Source organism: Streptomyces sp. NPDC002588 (assembly GCF_040295925.1).
In the GTDB taxonomy this organism is placed as follows: Bacteria; Actinomycetota; Actinomycetes; order Streptomycetales; family Streptomycetaceae; genus Streptomyces.
Map to the genome: position 1 here is coordinate 137,165 of NZ_JBEOWF010000004.1, position 18,369 is coordinate 155,533.

Genomic DNA, 18,369 nt, shown 5'->3' on the forward strand with positions numbered 1-18,369 from the left:
GCGTCGGTCCTCGGAGTCGGGGGCGGTCTGAGCGTCTTCCAGGGTATCCCGGCGGGACAAGACCGGGTCACGGTCGGTCCGATCCGACCCGGCCTCGCCCCTCTCGGGCGTCTCGGGTTCAGCCCCTCAGGGTCTCCTCCAGCTTGCGCGACACGGCCGTCGCCTCTTCGACGGGCAGCGGCGAGCCCTCCGCGCCTGTGACGTAGAAGGCGTCGACGGCGTTCGCGCCGAGCGTGGAGACGTGCATGCTGCGCACCAGCACCCCCGCGTCCTCCAGCGCCGTCCCGATCCGGAACAGCAGCCCCGGCGCGTCCTGGGCGCGGACCTCGATGACCGTGGCGTGCCGGGAGGCCGCCGGGGCCACCGTCACCCGCGGCGGGGGCGCGACCACGCCCCGCCGGCGTGGGTAGGCCGCGTCCCGCTCCGCGAGTCTGGCGCCGATGTCCAGGGAGCCGTCCAGGGCGCGGACGAGGTCGGCGCGCAGCCGGGCGGCCTGGGGCAGCGAGCCGTACTCGGCGGCGACCCGCCAGTTCAGCAGCAGGACGGAGCCTTCGACGCCGTCCGGCAGGTCCAGGGCGCGCAGTTCGGCGGTGCGCACGGTCAGCCGGTGCACGGCGAGCACCCCGGCCACCGCGGGCAGGACGCCCGCCTGGTCGGGTACGGCGATCAGCAGCTCCACGCCGAGCGGCTCGGGATCGCCGGGCGGCTGTTCCTCCGTCGGGGGTTCCGTCTGGGCGCGCAGGGCGAGGACGGGGCTGCCGGTGGCGACCGCCTCGATCGCGAGCCGTTCCTGCTCGGCGGTGGGCGCGGCGGCGTCCGGCTCGTCGGGCTCGTCCCCGGCGAGTACCGCCGCGACCCGCTTGACCAGGTCCGCCACGAGCGAACCCCGCCAGGAGGACCAGGCGGCGGGACCGGTGGCCAGCGCGTCGGCCTCGGTGAGCGCGTGCAGCAGTTCCAGGGTGCTCTGCGAGCCGACCGCCTCGGCGACCGACCGTACGGTGGCCGGGTCCTCCAGGTCGCGCCGGGTGGCGGTCTCGATGAGCAGCAGGTGGTGCCGTACGAGGGTGGAGAGGACGGCGACGTCCGCTCGGTCGAATCCGATCCGGGCGGCGACGTCCTTGGCGATGATCTCGCCGGCCACCGAGTGGTCGCCGGGCCAGCCCTTGCCGATGTCGTGCAGCAGCGCGGAGACGAGGAGGAGGTCGGGGCGGCTGACCCGGCGGGTGAACTCCGAGGCGCGCACGGCGGTCTCGATCAGGTGCCGGTCGACGGTCCAGATGTGCACGGCGTTGCGCTGCGGGCGGCAGCGCACCCGCTCCCAGTCGGGGAGCAGCTGGGTGATCAGGCCCTCGGCCTCCAGCGCCTCCCAGACCTCGATGGTGGGCCGGCCGGAGCCGAGCAGGGTGACCAGCTGTTCGCGGGCCTCGGCGGGCCAGGGCGTGGGCAGCGGGCGCACGATGGCCGCCAGGCGCCGTACGGCGTGCAGGGAGAGCGGGAGGCCGGCCTGCGCCGCGGCGGCCGCGGCGCGCAGCGGGAGCACGGGGTCGCGTTCGGGGCGTGCGGCGCGGGCGAGCACCACCTCGCCGTCCTGCTCCACCACCCCTTCGGCCAGCGGCGACCGCTCGGGCGCGGGCTTGCCGCCTCCGAGCATGGCGCGCAGCCGGGGCCGCACGGCGCGCGAGCGCAGCACGCGCCCCACTTCACGCCAGGTGACATCGCTCGCGTACGAGATGACCCGCGCCGCCTCGTACACCTGCCGCAGCAGGGTGTCGGCGTCGAGCAGGCCCAGCCCGGCCGCGACCTGGTCCTGCTCCTGGAGGGCGAGCCGGTCGGTGGCGCGGCCGGTCGCCAGGTGCAGGGCGTCCCGGACGTCGAGGAGCCGGCGCCGGGCGTCGTCGAGGCCCTCGCGCGGCGCGTCGGCCAGCCAGGAGGCGGCCACGGCGCGCAGCGCGGTGGCGTCCCGCAGCCCGCCCCGGGCCTCCTTCAGGTCCGGTTCCAGCAGGAACTGCAGTTCGCCCTGGCGCTCGGCGCGCTCGGCGCACAGTTCCTGGAGTTCGGGCAGCCGCTTGGGCGCCTGGTTGCGCCAGTCGGCGAGGACGGCGGTCCGCAGTCCGGCGGTCAGACCGAGGTCGCCGGCGAGGTGCCGGGCGTCCAGCAGACCGAGCTGGACCTTGAGGTCCTCGCCGGCGGTCCTGCGGGCCTCCGCGGGGGTGCGGACCGAGTGGTCGAGGGCGAGGCCCAGGTCCCAGACGGGGTACCAGAGGCGGTCGGCGAGGGCGGCGACCGCCTTGGCGTCACCGCCCTCGTGCAGGAGCAGCAGGTCGAGGTCGCTGCGCGGGGACAGCTCGCCGCGGCCGTAGCCGCCGACGGCGACCAGCGAGACGCCTCTGAGGTCCTCGGCGCCCGCGGTGAACAGGCCCGCCAGCCATTCGTCGGTCAGCGCGGAGAGGGCCGCACGGCGCGGCGGCCCGGACTGCGCCTCCTCGGTGAGGAGGCGCAGCCGGGCCGCCGCATAGCCGCTGGGTCCCGAGTCCTCTGCTTCTTTTCGCACGTCCGTGCTCGACACCCAGCGACTCCTGTTCTGTTCTGCGGTCAGAGCGCGTCCGGGCCGCGCTCGCCGGTGCGGACCCGTACGGCCGTCTCGACCGGGAGGGACCAGACCTTGCCGTCACCGATCTTGCCGGTGCGGGCCGCCTTGACGATGACGTCGATCAGCTGCTCGGCGTCGTCGTCCTCGGCCAGCACCTCGATGCGGATCTTGGGGACGAGGTCCACGGTGTACTCGGCACCGCGGTAGACCTCGGTGTGTCCCCGCTGACGACCGTAGCCGCTCGCCTCGGTGACCGTCAGACCGTGGACGCCGAAGGCCTGCAGGGCCTCCTTGATCTCGTCGAGCCGGTGGGGCTTGACGACGGCGGTGATGAGCTTCATGCGTCCACCTTCTTGCTGTCGGCACCGACACCGGCGGGCACGGCGCTGCGGGCGGCACCACCACCGGCGCCGCTGAAGTCGTACGCGGTCTCGGCGTGCTCGGCCTGGTCGATGCCGGAGACCTCCTCGTCCTCACTGACCCGCATACCGATGGTCTTGTCGAGGAGGAAGGCGAGGACCGCGGAGACGACCAGGGAGTAGCCGAGGACGGCGAAGACGCCGGCGCACTGCTTCCAGAACTGGTCCATGCCGCCGCCGTAGAAGAGGCCCTCGACGTCGGACTGGCCCTTGCCGCTGGCGAAGAGGCCGATCAGCAGGGAGCCGACGACACCGCCGACCATGTGGACACCGACGACGTCCAGCGAGTCGTCGTAGCCGAACTTGTACTTCAGGCCGACGGCCGCGGCACAGGCGACACCGGCGATGACGCCGACCGCGATGGCGCCCATCGGGGAGACCGCGCCACCCGACGGGGTGATGGCGACCAGACCGGCGACCGCACCGGAGGCGGCGCCCAGCGTGGTGAACGCGCCGTGGCGGATCTTCTCGTAGGCGAGCCAGGCGATCATGGCGGCGGCGGTGGCGATCTGCGTGTTGACGAACATCAGCGGGCCGACGCCGTCGTCGTTGCCGAGCCACGAGCCGGCGTTGAAGCCGAACCAGCCGAACCACAGCAGACCGGCGCCGAGCATGACCAGCGGGAGGCTGTGCGGGCGCATCGGGTCCTTCTTGAAGCCGACGCGCTTGCCGATGACCAGGATCACGCCGAGTGCCGCGGCACCCGCGTTGATGTGGACGGCCGTACCACCGGCGAAGTCGATCACGCCGAGCTCGAAGGCCCAGCCGCCGGTGCCCCAGACCCAGTGGGCGACCGGGAAGTACACGAGCGTCGCCCACAGCACGAGGAAGATCGACCAGGCGGTGAACTTCACCCGGTCGGCGATCGCACCGCTGATCAGGGCGGGCGTGATGATCGCGAACATCATCTGGAAGACGGCGAAGACGAAGACCGGGATCGTGTACCCGGACCAGATGTCGGCCTTGTCGATACCGGTCCATCCGACGAAGTCGGACTCCCAGCCGATGAGCGAGCCGTGGTCCGTGCCGAACGCCATGGAGAAGCCGTAGAGCACCCACAGGATGGTCACGATGCCCATGCTGATGAAGCTCATCATCAGCATGTTGAGGGTGCTCTTGACGCGGACCATGCCTCCGTAGAAGAAGGCGAGGCCCGGGGTCATGATCAGCACCAGGGCGGAACAGATGAGCATGAAGCCTGTGTTGGCGGCAGACAGCTTGTCTGCGGCAAGCGTGATGGCTGGTGCCATCGGCGTCTCCTCGTCGATAGGTACGGCCCCGTGCGGGCGAAGCCAGAGGCGGGGGTGGTGAGGGGTGGGCCGGTTATGCGCCATGAGATTGACGCAGCGCGGTTTCGGTGGAAGCCCCTCGTTGTTTCGCCGCCGTGACGAAGGCGCCTTCTGCGTTACGCCTGGGTGAACTGACTGATGTTCTTCGAGTGGATCGTTATCGTGGCGCAACCTTCACCGGGGGAAGCAAAACCGGCCGCGGACGGCCTTCCGATGACCTGGCATGGGGGAGCCGAGTCGGGCACTTCGGGAAGGCCGGCCGCGGCCGGGGTTCAAGGGTTTTGCTCTGCCGGGCGGTGGGTCAGACGGCCTCGGCGGTCTCCGGCAGCTCGATCGTGAGCCGCTCCGTCAGGTCCACGACCTCGGAGAGATCCCCGAAGTCGCGTACGGCGCTGTCGACCGTCTTTCGGATACGAGTGTTGACGCGCTCGGAGCGCACCTTCTTCGCCTCCTTCATCGCCTGTGTGGCCAGGACGGCACTCTGCCCGGGCTCCCGCTGCAGCAGGTGGACGGTGGCCATGCCGATCAGGTTGAGCACGTACGACCGCTGATGGTCGCCGTCGTCCGAGAACAGCCGGACGGCCTTCCGCATCAGGGGCTCGGCGAGCGAGGCGTAGGTGGGGCTGCGGCCGGCGACATAGGCGAGATCACGGAAGGAGTGGCTGTTCTCGCCGTACAGCTCGGCCTCGGAGAAGAAGCGGATCCAGTCGGGGTCGGGCTCGTCCCATTCGTCGGCGTCGGCGAAGGTGTCCTCGGCCATCCGGACGGCCCGCTTGCACTTCCCGGGCTGACCCATGTTGGCGTAGGCGCGGGCCTCCATCGCATACAGCATGGACTGGGTGCGCGGGCTCGCGCAGTCCCGGCTGCCGTACTGAGCGAGGTGGATCAGCTCCAGAGCGTCGTCGGGCCGCCCGAGGTGGATCATCTGGCGGCTCATGCTGGAGAGGACGTACGAGCCGAGCGGCCGGTCACCGGCCTCCTTGGCGGCGTGCAGGGCGAGGACGAAGTACTTCTGGGCGGTCGGCTGGAGCCCCACGTCGTACGACATCCAGCCGGCGAGCTCCGCCAGCTCGGCGGCGACCTTGAACAGTTTCTTCGAGGTGGCCTCGGGCTGGGGCTCCTGGAGGAGGTCCGTCACCTCGTGGAGCTGGCCGACCACGGCCTTGCGGCGCAGTCCGCCGCCGCACTGGGCGTCCCACTGCCGGAACATCACGGTGGTGGACTCCAGGAGGTCGAGCTCGGGCCTGGACAGGCGGCCGCGGGCCCGGGTGGTGGGGACGGACTCCGGCTCGCGGAGCGGAGCGGGCGGCGAGGGGACCAGCCAGCGCTGCATGGGCTCGATCAGGGTCGGGCCCGCCGACAGGGCCAGCGAGGTCCCGAGGAAGCCGCGCCGCGCCAGCATCAGGTCACTGCGCGAGAACTCGCTGAGCTGGGCCACCGTCTGCGGGCCCGTCCACGGCAGGTCGACTCCGGTCGCGGAGGGTGCCTGGCGCGCGGCGCGCAGACCGAGGTCCTCGACGGAGACCACGCAGCCGAACCGCTCGGAGAACAGCTCCGACAGGATCCTGGGGATGGGCTCGCGGGGGTTCTCGCCGTCCAGCCAGCGGCGCACCCGCGAGGTGTCCGTGGAGATGTGGTTGGCGCCCAACTGGCGGGCCCGGCGGTTGACTTGGCGGGCGAGCTCGCCCTTGGACCAGCCGCTGCGCACGAACCACGAAGTGAGCAGCTCGTTCGGGCGCTTGTCCCCGCTCGCAGCGTTGTTCCCGCCACCGCCGTTGCCGCTCACTGGAACGCCCCCATCCCTTGGACCACTTGTCACCTAGTGCGCCAAGCCTTATCAGAATGCCGGTAAATACGGCTCCTCGTCCGGTAGTTGCCACCCTTCGAACAGAGAGTCGACTTGCCTCCGGCATACCCGATCCGGCATGTGCCTCCGGGATCCGCACACTCAACGTAATCCCACGATCACGCGTCCAGCCACGGCGATCCCGGAAACGCCACCATTCGCCACCCCTTCGAATGAACTCGCGATGGCCGGTACGCGATTCACTTGACACAGCGCGGCCGGAAGTGAGCGGAGCGGAGCACTCAGGGGCGCGCACAGTCGAACACACCACCCGGCGCGCTTCCGAACGCCGCCCGGAAGGGGCGGCCGACGGACGGCGCAAGCACGCAGAGTTACGACATGCGTCCGTTACGTAACCACCGGCGCGTCGAACCCGTTGGAGGGGGCATGGGCTTCACGATCGGCGGCATTCGCGAGATCCGCTCCGGCGCGCGCAGGCGCGGTCGCTCGTCCGAGTGCACCGCCGTCGCCGAGTTCACGGGTCTGTGGGGCTGGGACGTCGTTCCCGGCGCCCGGGCCGCGGCCGGCGTCTGCTCCTGCGGCCGCGGCACCTGCCGTGAACCCGGCGCGCACCCGCTGGAGTTCGCCGCCCGCGTGCCGGCCGGCGCGACGCTCGACGACGTGACGCGGACCTGGGCGGAGTTCCCGGGCGCCGCGGTGCTGCTGCCCGTCGGCCGGGCGTTCGACGTGATCGAGGTGGCCGGACCCGCCGGCCGCCGTGCCCTGGTCCGGCTGGAGCGCATGGGCCTCCCGCTCGGCCCGGTCACCGCCACCCCCGAGGGCCGCACCCAGTTCTTCGTCGCCCCCGGCGCCGCCGCCGAGCTGACCGGCCTGCTCTACCGCATGGGCTGGGACGACCCGGCCGCGCTCGACCTGCGCGGCCTCGGTCCGGGTACGTACATCACCGCGCCGCCCTCCGACCGCGGCGGCCTCGGCCCGGTGCACTGGCTGCGCCCCCCGGCCCTGGACTCGGCGACCCGGCCCCCCGAGGCACGGCTGCTGCTGGGAACCCTGGCATACGTGGCGCACCGGTCGCGCGCCTAGGGCGGCCCTACTAGGCCTTCGTGTACGGCGAAGCGCCCGCTCCCGGTGGTCCGGGGACGGGCGCTTCCGCGTGCATACCAGTCCTGGTGTCGGGTCTCATTCCCCGATAAGGGCGTCCACGAACGCCTCCGGCTCGAACGGCGCCAGGTCGTCCGCGCCCTCGCCGAGCCCGACGAGCTTGACCGGGACGCCCAGCTCCCGCTGGACCGCGACGACGATGCCGCCCTTGGCGGTGCCGTCGAGCTTGGTGAGCACGATGCCGGTGATGTCGACGACCTCGGCGAAGACCCGGGCCTGGACCAGCCCGTTCTGCCCGGTCGTCGCGTCGAGGACGAGCAGCACCTCGTCGAGCGGGGCGTGCTTCTCCACGACCCGCTTGACCTTGCCGAGTTCGTCCATGAGCCCGGTCTTGGTGTGCAGCCGCCCGGCGGTGTCGATGAGGACGACGTCGACCCCCATCTCCTTGCCCTCCTTCACCGCGTCGAAGGCGACGGAGGCGGGGTCGCCGGCCTCCGGACCGCGCACGGTGTGGGCGCCGACCCGCTCGCCCCAGGTCTGCAGCTGGTCGGCGGCGGCGGCCCGGAAGGTGTCGGCGGCGCCGAGCACGACGGTCCGGCCGTCGGCCACGAGCACGCGCGCGAGCTTGCCGGTGGTGGTGGTCTTGCCCGTGCCGTTGACGCCGACGACCATCACGATCCCGGGCTTGCGGCCCTCGGGCTCGGTCCGCACCGCGCGGTCGGCCTCGGTGCCGACCAGCTTCAGCAGCTCCTCGCGCAGCAGGGTGCGCAGCTCCGCGGGGGTGCGGGTGCCGAGCACCTTGACCCGTTCGCGCAGCCGCTCGACCAGCTCCTGGGTGGGCATCACACCGACGTCGGCGGTGAGCAGGGTGTCCTCGATCTCCTCCCAGGTGTCGTCGTCGAGGTGCTCGCGCGAGAGCAGCGTGAGCAGCCCCTTGCCGAGGGCGTTCTGGGAGCGGGACAGACGGGCGCGCAGGCGTACGAGACGCCCCGCGGTGGGCTCGGGGACCTCGATCTCCGGAGCCTCGACGACAGGCGGCTCCTCGACGGCGACGCCGGTCTGGCCGCCGTCGGGAAGGTCCACCTCCTCGATCGTGCGGCGCGGTTCGTCGCGCGGCGTCTCGGCCTCGTCGCCGACGTGCGGCTCGGCCGGAGGCGCGGTGATGTCGGGCGCGGCGGGGGGCGGCGGGGGCAGCGGCTTCTTGCGCCGGCTGCCGACGACGAGCCCGCCGAGCACCGCGAGCACGACCACGGCGATGACTACAGCAAGGATGACGGTTTCCATAACTCGACCAGTATCCATCCCGCCCCGCGCGGTGGCCCGGCTCCCCGGGGCGGGTGTGTTCCGCAGAGGCGCAGGCCCGGTGGTCCGCACCTCACACCCCTGGTTACCTGACGGAACGTCAGCTACGGTCCCCCCACATCCGCCGAAGGGGGTCCCATGCCCGTCACCGTCGTCCGTTTCAACCTCGTCGCGCCCGGCGCCTCCCCCGCCGAGCTGGGCGCCCGCTACCGGGCCGCGCTGGAGATGGCCGCCTACGCCGACGAGCACGGAGTGACCACCGTGCAGACCGAGGAGCATCACGGGGTCGAGAACAACTGGCTGCCGTCGCCGTTCGTCTTCGCGGGCGCGGTGCTGGGGGCGACCCGGCGGCTGGCGGTCACCGTCTCCGCGGTGATCGGCCCGCTGTACGACCCGCTGCGGCTGGCCGAGGACATCGCCGTGCTGGATCTGCTGAGCGGCGGCCGGCTGGTGACGGTCGCGGGGATCGGGTACCGGCCCGAGGAGTACGCCCGGGCCGGCGTGGACTGGAAGCGCCGGGGCCGGCTTCAGGACGCCTTGCTGGAGACCGTGCTGAAGGCGTGGACCGGCGAGGAGTTCGAGTACCAGGGGCGCACGGTACGGGTCACCCCGCGGCCGGGGACCGCTCCGCACCCCCTGCTGCTGGTGGGCGGCTCGTCGAAGGCCGCCGCCCGCCGGGCCGCCCGGCTGGGGCTGCCGTTCTTCCCCAGCGCGCATCTGCCGGAGCTGGAGGCGTACTACAAGGAGCGGCTGGTCGAGTACGGCACGGAGGGGTGGACGCTGATGCCGGGCGCCGAGACGCCGCTGCTGCACATCGCCGAGGACCCGGACCGGGCGTGGGAGCGGTACGGCGAGCACTTCCTGCACGAGGCGCGGACGTACGCCTCCTGGCAGTCCGGTGACATCCGCTCGGCGGTGCGGTCGGGGGCGGCGACGGTCGGGGAGCTCCGCGACGAGGGCGTGTACCGGATCCTGACGCCCGAGGAGTGTGTGGCTCAGGGTCTCGACAATCTCGTCCTGCATCCGCTCGCGGGCGGAATGCCGGTGGAGGAGGGATGGCGGAGCCTGCGGCTGTTCGTGGAGGAGGTGCTGCCGGCGTTGGGGAATTGAGCTGTGCGGTGTGCCGATGCGGTGGTCCACTGGGCCCGTGAGTCTGTGCGTGGATGTGTTCGTGCGTGACGCGAACGGGCAGTGGCAGGTCCTCGACGTCCCGGAGGGCTGCAACGACTCCGCCGGGTTCGAGGTATGGCGGGAAACGGTATGGGGCTCCGAGGCGGTGCGCTCGCTGGGCGCCCGGTTCCTGCCCGTGCTGGCCGAGAGCGACCTGTACGTCGAGGCGGACGAGGTGGCGGACCTCCTGGACGAGGTCGCGCTGCTGCGGGCGAACCTCGAGCTGATCGCCGCCACCACCCGGCGCCCCCGGGAACTCGTCGAGCACGAGAGCGGGATCGAGCTCCGGCTGGACAATATCGAGGCGACCGCTCTGCGCGCCCGGGACCTCGGGGCCGGCGTCGTCATCTGGTGACCGGCGCACAGGACGCCGCCGCCCCCGGTCCGGGGTGGCCGGGCCGGGGGCGGCGACAGGTGCGGGGAGAGGGGCAGCGGGGTCTGGGCCCTTCTCCCCGGGCTCGTGGGGGCGGGTTCTCGCGGCGGCCGTCAGCCCATCTCCTCCAGCGCCTTGCCCTTCGTCTCCTTGACGTACTTCAGGACGAACGGGATCGAGAGCGCGGCGAAGACCGTGTAGATCACGTAGGTGATCGAGAGGTTCCAGTCGGCCAGCGACGGGAAGCTCGCGGTGATGGCCCAGTTGGCGATCCACTGCGCGGAGGCGGCCACGCCCAGGGCGGCGGCGCGGATCCTGTTCGGGAACATCTCGCCGAGCATGACCCAGACGACCACGCCCCAGGACAGGGCGAAGAAGAGGACGAAGACGTGTGCGGCGATCAGGGCGGTCCAGCCCTGCGCGGCCGGCAGCTTGCCGTCGACGAGGTCGAAGGAGAACGCCCAGGCCTCCAGGGCGAGACCGACCACCATGCCGGCCGAGCCGATGATGGCGAGCGGGCGGCGGCCGACGCGGTCCACGAAGATCATCGCGATCACGGTGCCGACGATGTTGATGATCGAGGTGGTGAAGGAGTAGAAGAACGACTCCGTCGGGTCGACGCCGACCGACTGCCACAGGGTCGAGGAGTAGTAGAACGCGACATTGATGCCGACGAACTGCTGGAAGACCGAGAGGCCGATGCCGACCCAGACGATCGGCCTGAAGAGGAAGCCGCCGCCGAGCAGGTCCTTGAAGGTGGACTTGTGCTCGCTGTTCATGGCGTGCTCGATCTGGGTGACCCGGGCGTCCAGGTCGGCGCTGTCGCCCTCGACCTCGGCGAGGATCTCGCGGGCGCGCTCGCGCCTGCCGGCGGAGATCAGGAAGCGCGGGGACTCGGGTATGGCGAAGGAGAGCAGTCCGTAGAGCACGGCCGGGACGACCATGACGCCGAGCATGACCTGCCAGGCCTCCAGACCCATCAGGCTGCCGCGCTGGTCACCGCCGGCGGCGTTGAGCAGACCCCAGTTGACCAGCTGCGAGATCGCGATGCCGATGACGATCGCGGCCTGCTGGAAGGAGCCGAGGCGGCCGCGGTAGGCGGGCGGGGCGACCTCGGCGATGTAGGCGGGGCCGATGACCGAGGCCATGCCGATGGCGAAGCCGCCGACGACGCGCCAGAGGGCGAAGTCCCACAGGGAGAACGGCAGGGCCGAACCCACGGCGCTGACCGTGAACAGCGCGGCGGCGATCTGCATGACCCGGATGCGGCCGATGCGGTCGGCGATCCGGCCCGCGGTCGCGGCGCCGATCGCGCAGCCGATCAGGGCGATGGCGATGACCTGGGCGAGGGCCGCGGAGCCGATGTCGTAGCGGTCCCGGATGGCCTCGACGGCGCCGTTGATCACGGAGCTGTCGTAGCCGAAGAGGAAACCGCCCATCGCCGCGGCCGCCGCGATGAAGATGACGTGCCCGAGGTGATCGGGGTGAGCCGTCCCGGCTCCTGACTTGTGTGCCTGCGCTGTGCTGGTCACGTTCAACTCCTAAGGCCACCGGCAACGCTGCCTGAAGGCAAGAACAACGTTGAAGACCTTATGCCTTCAAGTTTCGAAATCACCAGGCAGAGTGATGTGAGAAACCAGGCACGAGTAAGGAGAGTGTGTTCAAGAGTTGAAGATGTGAAGACGGCTAGCGCAACCGCTGGCTGATCACCTTGGAGACGCCGTCGCCCTGCATGGACACGCCGTAGAGCGCGTCGGCGACCTCCATGGTCCGCTTCTGGTGGGTGATCACGATCAGCTGCGACGACTCCTGCAGCTCCTGCATGATGCGGATCAGCCGCTGCAGGTTGGTGTCGTCGAGGGCGGCCTCGACCTCGTCCATGACGTAGAACGGGCTGGGCCGGGCCTTGAAGATCGACACCAGCATGGCGACGGCCGTCAGCGACCGCTCACCGCCGGAGAGCAGACTGAGCCGCTTGACCTTCTTCCCCGGCGGCCGGGCCTCCACGTCCACGCCCGTCGTGAGCATGTTGTCGGGGTCGGTCAGGATGAGCCGCCCCTCCCCGCCCGGGAAGAGCCGGCTGAACACGCCTTCGAACTCCCGGGCCGTGTCCCGGAACGCCTCGGTGAAGACCTGCTCGACCCGCTCGTCGACCTCCTTCACCACCTGAAGGAGGTCGGCACGGGTCTTCTTCAGGTCCTCCAGCTGCTCGCTGAGGAACTTGTGGCGCTCCTCCAGCGCGGCGAACTCCTCCAGCGCGAGCGGGTTCACCTTGCCGAGCTGCTGGTATGCGCGCTCGGCAGCCTTCAGCCGCTTCTCCTGCTCGGCGCGCCGGAACGGCACGGGCTGGTTGCGCGGATGCTCGGGGTCCTCCGGCAGCACCTCACCCTCGGCGGGCAGCGAGGGCGGCACCAGCTGGTGGGGGCCGTACTCGGAGACGAGCCCGGCGGGCTCCACCCCCAGCTCCTCCAGCGCCTTGGTCTCCAGCTGCTCGATCCGCATCCGCTTCTCGGCGCCGAGCACCTCGCCCCGGTGCACCGAGTCCGTCAGCTTGTCCAGTTCGGCCTTGAGGTCACGCCCGGAGGTGCGGGCGGCGGCCAGCTCCTGTTCGCGCCGTGCCTTGGCGGCCTCGGCGGCGGCGCGTTCCGCCTCGGCCCGCCCGAGGGACACCTCGACGTGTGCGAGCAGCTGCCGCGCGCCGGAGGCGACGGCCTCGGCGACGGCCGCCTCGTGCCGCAGCCGGGCCCGCCGCTGCTCCGCACGCGCGCGTGCCTCACGTTCCGCCCGCGCGGCCCGGTCCAGCGCATCGGCCCGGCCGGCCAGACCCTTGACCCGTTCCTCGTGCGTACGGACCTGGAGCCGCGCCTCCATCTCGGTCTGCCGCGCGTTCGCCCCGTCGGCGGCGAGCCGGTCCCGCACGGACGTGTCGGGCTCCTCCTCGGCCGGCATCTCCTCGGCGACGGCCAGCCGTTCGGCCAGCTCCTCGGCCTCCTCCACGGCCCTGTCGAGCGCTTCCTGTGCCCGCGCCGCCGCCGCCGTGGACCGCTCGGCCTCGCCGGCGGCACCACGCGCCTGACCCGCGAGCCGCCCGAGCTGCTGGGCCACGGCCGACTTCTCCCGGTCGCCGGCCCGGCGCCGCTCCCCCAGCTCCTCGACGAGCGCGGTGCACGCCTTGCGGGCTTCCTGGGCCGCCCGCTGCGCCTCGGTCAGCTCCTCGCAGCGAACCGCCAGCTCTTCCAGTTCGCCGGCGGCCTCGTCCACGGAGGCCTGGACTTCGAGGAGGCTGGGCGCGCCGGCGGAGCCGCCGTGGGCGAAGTGGGCTCCCAGGAGGTCGCCTTCGGCGGTGACGGCGGTCAGTTCCGGGTGCCGGTGGACCAGTTCCTCGGCGCCCTCCAGGGTGTCGACGACGACGATGCCGCTCAGGAGGCGGCGGACGGCGGGCATGAGGTCGTCGGGGCCGCGGACGAGGTCTGCGGCCAGGCGCCGCCCGCCCTCCGAGAGTGCGTCGTGGCCGGTCGCTCCCCGCGGCGGGGCCTCGGTCGGCCCCTGCCCCGCGCCGCTTCGGGGCGCGTCCGGTGCCCCGGCGAGGAGGAGTGCCGCCCGTCCCGCGTCCTGCTTGCGCAGCAGGCGGAGCGCGTCGGCGGCGGAGGCCGGGGTCGTCACGGCGATCGCGTCGGCGGCGGCGCCGAGGGCGGCCGCGAGCGGCACCTCGTAGCCGGGTGTCACCGTGAGCAGTTCGGCCGCCGGGCCCAGCAGACCGGTGATGCGGTCCTTCGCCCCGAGCAGCGCCCCCGTCCCGTCCTTGCGTCTGAGGCCCAGCGCCAGCGTTTCGTGGCGGGCCTGCGTCGCGGCGCGCCGGCGTTCGGCCGCGGTGGCCGCGTCCCGGGCCGCCGTCAGGGCCGTCTCCGCCTCGGCCAGCCGCCGTTTCGCCGCGTCGTGCTGCTCGGCCAGCTCCGCGTCGCCCGCGTCGAGGCCGTCGACCTCCGCCTTGAGCGCCTCGTACTCCTCCTGTGCCACGACCGCCCGCTCCTGTGCCTCGTCCCTCGCCGTGGCCAGGCGGTCGATCTCGGCCTGGGCGGAGGCGGCGCGCGAGCGGGCCGCGTTGACCTGGCCGTTCAGCCGGGCGAGGCCCTCTCGACGGTCGGCGATGGCCCGGGCGGCGTCCTTCAGCCGCCGTTCCTCCACGGCGAGTTCGCGTTCCAGGTCGGCGCGGTGGGCGACGGTGTCGTCGAGGGCGTGCTGGGCCGCTTCCAACGCGGCCTCCAGTTCGGCCTCCTGCTCCCGGATCCGGGCGGCTTCGCGCTCCATGTCCTCGGGGTCGCGGCCGCGCCGCTCCTCGGGAGGCGCGGAGGTGGCGCTCTTCACCCGGGCGTCGGCGAGCGAGACGGTGCCGCGGACCCGTTCGGCGAGCTGGGAGAGCTCGTACCAGGTCTGCTGGGCGCGCTGGAGGCGCGGGGTGAGCCGGCGGACCTCGTCCTCCAGGAGCGTTTCGCGCTGGAGGGCCTTGCGCAGGTCCTGCTCGGCGGCCTCCTTGCGTTCCTTGAGCGCGGCCTCGTCGGCCACCTCGGCCTGGAGCGCCTCACGGAGTCGTACGAGATCGTCGGCGAGGAGGCGGAGGCGGGCGTCGCGCAGGTCGGCCTGGATGACGGCCGCCCTGCGCGCCACCGCGGCCTGCCTGCCCAGTGGCTTGAGCTGGCGCCGCAGTTCGTCCGTGAGGTCCTGCACGCGCGCGAGGTTGGCCTGCATCGCGTCCAGCTTGCGCAGCGCCTTCTCCTTGCGCTTGCGGTGCTTCAGCACACCCGCGGCCTCTTCGATGAAGGCGCGGCGGCCCATCGGGTCGGCGTGCAGGACGGAGTCGAGCTGGCCCTGCCCGACGATGACGTGCATCTCGCGGCCGATGCCGGAGTCGGAGAGGAGGTCCTGGATGTCGAGGAGCCGGCAGGTGTCGCCGTTGATCTGGTACTCGCTGCCGCCGTTGCGGAACATGATCCGCGTGATGGTGACCTCGGCGTACTCGATGGGCAGGGCCCCGTCCGAGTTGTCGATGGTCAGGGACACCTCGGCGCGGCCCAGCGGCGGGCGGCCGGTGGTGCCGGCGAAGATGACGTCCTCCATCTTTCCGCCGCGCAGCGACTTCGCGCCCTGCTCGCCCATGACCCAGCTGAGCGCGTCCACGACATTCGACTTGCCCGAACCGTTGGGCCCGACGACACACGTGATACCCGGTTCGAACCGGAGTGTGGTCGCTGAGGCGAACGACTTGAACCCTCGGAGGGTCAGGGCCTTGAGGTGCACGGCGCTGGACTCTACCTTCCGGGGATGTCACAGACGATGAACGGCCGACGACCCCGCGGTTTCGCCCATGAACGCACAGGGCACACCACACGTTAAGAAGTGTGGAAGGGCGGGCGAGGTCGGGCGGCGGAGCGGGGGAAGCGAGCGGCGCGGGGGAAGCAAAGAAAGAAGGGACGCCGAAGCGTCCCTTGCAAACTCTGACAACTTAGCGGTCCGACGCGGTTGACTTCTGAGTCGCCCAACCGCTGCGTCTGCTGTCGTGGAGCGGTGCAGCGATCAGGTGAGCGCAGGCTCCGCCTGGTGTGCGTCGATGCTCTCCATGAACCTGTCGTGAGAAGCGGCAGCCGTGAGAGCGTCGTTCTCGGCCTGGATCCGTACGAGCTCGGATTCCAGATCCTGGACGCGCTGCTGGAGCCGTCGCATCTCGGCGAGGAGTCGCGGGTCGGAGCCGCCGACGTAACCGAGAAGCGCCTTTGCCATGATGGATGGTCCTCCACACTGAGTGACCGACCGAAGCGGTGTGGGTCGTGAGGGATTCGCACCCGCGGTGCCTGACATGATCTTGTTCGTGCTGCTGTTCATCCATGCCAAACAGCTAGGTGCGCGGGGTGCTTTCAGCGTCTCACCAAAAAGTTTGACGGTCAACACGATCACGCCCCGTATTGGCGGGCAGCCCGCTCGCGCGCGGCCGAAACGGCGGCGCTGCGCCTCCTGCGGGGCCCTCGGGGCGTGGCGATCATCCTTGCGTGCGGAGCATGCCAACGCAAGCGATTCTTGGCAACCACCTGCTCATTCCTGCTGAGGGCAGGTGCCGGTGGCATGCCCCTCCGCTTGTCCGGGGGCTCTTCGCGAGTGGTCGTCAACGGATCGCGAAGCCGTCGTAGCCGCCGCGCGGTGTGTCCCATATCTCTGTGACTCCGTCCACGCGCCCGGGCGTGTCGTCACCCATGAGCCAGCCCAGCAGGCCCTGACAGCCCTCCCGGGTTCCCTCCGCGACCACTTGCACCCGGCCGTCGGCCAAATTGAGAGCAAAACCACTCAGGCCGCCGATCTCCAGCGCCTTGGCACGCGTGAACCAGCGGAATCCCACTCCCTGGACGTCTCCGCGCACCCAGGCGACCAGCCGTACATCCTCGCTCATGGGTGCAACCTAACCGGGCAATGTCCCTCGGGGCACTTCCTCCCCGGGCGCCATGCGGTACCGTCCCCACCCAATGATTCTCATATGAAACTCACTCGATCGAGTGAGGCGGGTTGATCAGAGGGAGCACGAGGGGCGCAGCCCCAGAGCTCGGGTCGACCGTTGGGAAGCCGCATGGACGAGGAAGGCAAGGACATGGGACGCCACCGACGCTCCGCCGCCGGCCGCGCCGCCACGGGCCGCGCCACGGGGGTCACACAGACGCACGGCTCGTACACGGACAGCCAAGACCAGCGGGACTCGTACCCGGACGGCCCGGACACGATCGGCATCGCGCCGTACCTGCACCCGGAGGCCTACGCCGACACCGTCGCGAGAAGCCGGGAGTACCTGTACGCGACAGGCCAGGGGTACGGCGACGACCGGTACTCCGCCGACGACGCCCCGTACGCCCACGGCGACGGCGCGATGTTCCCCGCCGACGGCTTCACCCCCGACGGCGGTGCCCTGCGACCGGGTTCCGGCCGGGGCGGCCGCCGTCGCAAGAGGAAGGCCGCGACGCCGGTCAAGGCCGGTCTGCTCGGGGTGTCCGCCGCCGTCGCGCTCGGCACGGTCGCGGTGGCCACCGGTGTGGTGCCCGGACTGGAGAACTACAAGCTCGGCGGCGGCAGCAACAGCGGCGACAACGTGCAGGCCGCCGACAGCCCGACCAACTCCGCCTCCGAGCAGGGCGGCGCCTCCGGCTCCGCCGACTCGGGCCGCGCCGGTACGTCGACCAGCCGCGACGCAGGCCGTACCGTCTCCCCCTCGGCCTCGGACTCCGCGTCGGGCTCCGCTTCGTCCTCGCCCGCGCCCTCGGCCTCCACCGCCTCGCCGAGCCGGACGGCCACCAAGAAGCCCGAGGTCACGCCGTCGGAGAAGCCCGAGACGACGCCGTCCAAGTCCGGGAAGACGGCCACCAAGGCCCCGCAGAGTTCCGAGTCCGCGGTGACCGTCTCGGCCGAGACGCAGGCGGCTGCCGAGGTGCTCAAGCTCGTCAACGAGGAGCGGGCCAAGGTCGGCTGCAGTGCCCTGGCCGCGAACAGCGCGCTGTCCGACCTGGCCGAGAAGTTCAGCGACGACATGGCCGCCCGGGGCTTCTTCGACCACACCGACCCGGACGGGCTGACGCCGTGGGACCGGGCCGCGAAGGCCGGGATATCCGACCTCGGCGGCGAGAACATAGCCCGCGGCCAGGCCGACGCGGCCGCGGTCATGGAGGCCTGGATGAACAGCCCCGGCCACAAGGCGAACATACTGAACTGCGACTTCAAGACGCTGGGCGTCGGTGTCCACTTCGGGTCCGGCGGACCCTGGTGGACGCAGGACTTCGGGTACTGAGCGTCCCCGGAAGATCCCGCAGAAACGATCAAGCAGCCTGGGCCCGGCCGGCCAGGAAGACCCGCGCGGTCTCGGCGACCCGCCGGCCCAGGTGCTCGGCCGTCGCCGCGTCGGCCTTGTGGACGGCCTCCGCACCCTCGTCGACATGCATACCGAGCTGCGCGGCCAGGATCTGGAAGAACTGCAGGGTGTGCAGCTTGTCGCCGCTCTTGGAGCCGGAGTTCGTGAAGCCGGCCGCCGGCTTGTCCTTCCATGCCTGGGTCGCCCAGCGCGCCGAGGTCGCCTCCGCGAAGGCGTGAAAGGCGCCGGACGCGGTGCCCATGTAGGTCGGCGAGCCGAACACGATCGCGTCGGAACCGTCGAGGAGGGCCCACTGGTCCTCGGTGATCTCGTCGACCTTGATCAGGTGCACCTCGGCACCGGCGTCGACGGCACCGGCGCGGACCGCCTCGGCCAGGACGACGGTGTGGCGAGCCTGCACTAACTTTTAGATAGTGCAACC

The 18,369-nt window shown here is 71.6% G+C and carries 14 protein-coding genes; 4 read left to right on the forward strand and 10 right to left on the reverse strand.

Translation table 11 applies throughout. From position 1 onward, the window contains the following. Positions 1–118: 118 nt before the first annotated feature. From ABT057_RS06545 to nsdA, 4 genes are all read right to left on the reverse strand, one after another. Positions 119–2,566, reverse strand: coding sequence for a [protein-PII] uridylyltransferase (locus ABT057_RS06545; RefSeq protein ID WP_352341343.1), 2,448 nt, complete (start codon positions 2,564–2,566; stop codon positions 119–121). Positions 2,567–2,592: 26 nt separating this feature from the next. Further along, on the reverse strand, positions 2,593–2,931 hold the full coding sequence (locus ABT057_RS06550) for a P-II family nitrogen regulator (protein WP_003997576.1): 339 nt from the start codon (positions 2,929–2,931) through the stop codon (positions 2,593–2,595). After that, complete coding sequence (locus ABT057_RS06555; protein ID WP_352341344.1) at positions 2,928–4,259, reverse strand: ammonium transporter; 1,332 nt, start codon at positions 4,257–4,259, stop codon at positions 2,928–2,930. Before ABT057_RS06555 ends, ABT057_RS06550 begins: the two co-directional genes overlap by 4 nt. A 340-nt stretch (positions 4,260–4,599) precedes the next feature. After that, positions 4,600–6,084, reverse strand: coding sequence for a transcriptional repressor NsdA (nsdA, locus tag ABT057_RS06560; protein WP_352341345.1), 1,485 nt, complete (start codon positions 6,082–6,084; stop codon positions 4,600–4,602). A gap of 447 nt (positions 6,085–6,531) precedes the next feature. Between nsdA and ABT057_RS06565 the strand changes: the two genes are divergently transcribed. Further along, positions 6,532–7,188 (forward strand): bifunctional DNA primase/polymerase, encoded by a 657-nt coding sequence (locus ABT057_RS06565; RefSeq protein WP_352341346.1) that lies wholly within the window; start codon positions 6,532–6,534, stop codon positions 7,186–7,188. Between the two features lie 96 nt (positions 7,189–7,284). On the opposite strand, the gene ftsY is transcribed toward ABT057_RS06565, so the two are convergent. Continuing rightward, a complete protein-coding gene (gene ftsY, locus ABT057_RS06570) occupies positions 7,285–8,490 on the reverse strand; it encodes a signal recognition particle-docking protein FtsY (RefSeq protein WP_352341347.1) in 1,206 nt (401 codons plus the stop codon). A 156-nt stretch (positions 8,491–8,646) separates the two neighbouring features. On the opposite strand from ftsY, the gene ABT057_RS06575 reads away from it, so the two are divergent. Both ABT057_RS06575 and ABT057_RS06580 read left to right on the forward strand, forming a co-directional pair. Continuing rightward, positions 8,647–9,618 (forward strand): LLM class flavin-dependent oxidoreductase, encoded by a 972-nt coding sequence (locus ABT057_RS06575; RefSeq protein WP_352341348.1) that lies wholly within the window; start codon positions 8,647–8,649, stop codon positions 9,616–9,618. A 61-nt stretch (positions 9,619–9,679) separates the two neighbouring features. Next, on the forward strand, positions 9,680–10,033 hold the full coding sequence (locus ABT057_RS06580) for a hypothetical protein (RefSeq protein WP_352341349.1): 354 nt from the start codon (positions 9,680–9,682) through the stop codon (positions 10,031–10,033). A 131-nt stretch (positions 10,034–10,164) separates the two neighbouring features. Here ABT057_RS06580 and ABT057_RS06585 read toward each other — a convergent pair whose 3' ends face one another. From ABT057_RS06585 to ABT057_RS06600, 4 genes are all read right to left on the reverse strand, one after another. Further along, positions 10,165–11,583, reverse strand: a complete 1,419-nt coding sequence (locus ABT057_RS06585; protein ID WP_352341350.1) for a sugar porter family MFS transporter — start codon at positions 11,581–11,583, stop codon at positions 10,165–10,167. A gap of 154 nt (positions 11,584–11,737) precedes the next feature. Next, positions 11,738–15,346 carry a chromosome segregation protein SMC gene (gene smc, locus ABT057_RS06590; RefSeq protein WP_352341351.1) on the reverse strand — a complete coding sequence of 1,203 codons (3,609 nt, stop codon included), beginning with the start codon at positions 15,344–15,346 and terminating at the stop codon, positions 11,738–11,740. Positions 15,347–15,622: 276 nt separating this feature from the next. Continuing rightward, positions 15,623–15,826, reverse strand: coding sequence for a hypothetical protein (locus ABT057_RS06595; RefSeq protein WP_352341352.1), 204 nt, complete (start codon positions 15,824–15,826; stop codon positions 15,623–15,625). 379 nt (positions 15,827–16,205) lie between these two features. Next, positions 16,206–16,487 carry an acylphosphatase gene (locus tag ABT057_RS06600; RefSeq protein WP_352341353.1) on the reverse strand — a complete coding sequence of 94 codons (282 nt, stop codon included), beginning with the start codon at positions 16,485–16,487 and terminating at the stop codon, positions 16,206–16,208. Between the two features lie 195 nt (positions 16,488–16,682). Here ABT057_RS06600 and ABT057_RS06605 point away from each other — a divergent pair, with 195 nt between their 5' ends. After that, on the forward strand, positions 16,683–17,867 hold the full coding sequence (locus ABT057_RS06605; protein ID WP_352341459.1) for a CAP domain-containing protein: 1,185 nt from the start codon (positions 16,683–16,685) through the stop codon (positions 17,865–17,867). A gap of 28 nt (positions 17,868–17,895) precedes the next feature. Here the strand turns inward: ABT057_RS06605 and ABT057_RS06610 are convergent, their stop codons facing one another. Further along, complete coding sequence (locus ABT057_RS06610) at positions 17,896–18,348, reverse strand: flavodoxin family protein (RefSeq protein WP_352341354.1); 453 nt, start codon at positions 18,346–18,348, stop codon at positions 17,896–17,898. Between the last annotated feature and the right edge of the window lie 21 nt (positions 18,349–18,369).